The following is a 460-nucleotide window of genomic DNA, read 5'->3' as shown; positions in this document are numbered from 1 at the left end:
TTCGCCGGCGAGAACGCGATCTCCTCGAGGGCGAGCACCGCCGGCGAAGCGGTCACGATCACCGCTTTGGCGCGGACGGTGCCGCGATCGGTGACGCAGGCGACGCCGGGCACGTCCCACAGGATCTTACGCACCGGCGTCGACAGTTCGACCGGCACGCCGGCGCCGAAACGCGCCACCAGCGCGCCAAGGCCCTCCTTGCTGAAGTAGTTCGGGTCGAGATCGGCGGCGGCTTGGAAGTCCAGGATCGAGATTTCGTCCTCGTCGGCGCCGAAATCCATCGGCCCGGCGAAGGTGGCGGCGGCGCGCGGCGCATGGCCTTTTGCCAACAGCGCCGAAAGACGATCGTCATCTCCGTCCTTCACTTCATGCCTGGCCAGCAGTTCGAACAGCTTTGCGTCGGCGGCCTTCATGTCGGCTTCTTCCGCTTCGCTCGCCTTGCGCTCGCGGTAGTAGAGAT

At 66.5% G+C, this 460-nt stretch carries 1 protein-coding gene; it reads right to left on the bottom strand.

Going from position 1 to position 460, the window contains the following annotated elements:
* Positions 1-460: FAD-dependent oxidoreductase (locus ENZ74_RS34060; RefSeq protein WP_164761516.1), on the bottom strand; the 460-nt coding region annotated here is incomplete at both ends.

It is taken from the genome of Mesorhizobium sp. M7A.F.Ca.CA.002.15.2.1 (genome assembly GCF_003998715.1).
GTDB lineage: Bacteria > Pseudomonadota > Alphaproteobacteria > Rhizobiales > Rhizobiaceae > Mesorhizobium > Mesorhizobium ciceri.
Note: the sequence above shows the minus strand (reverse complement) of the source record. Positions and strands in the feature narration are given on the sequence as shown.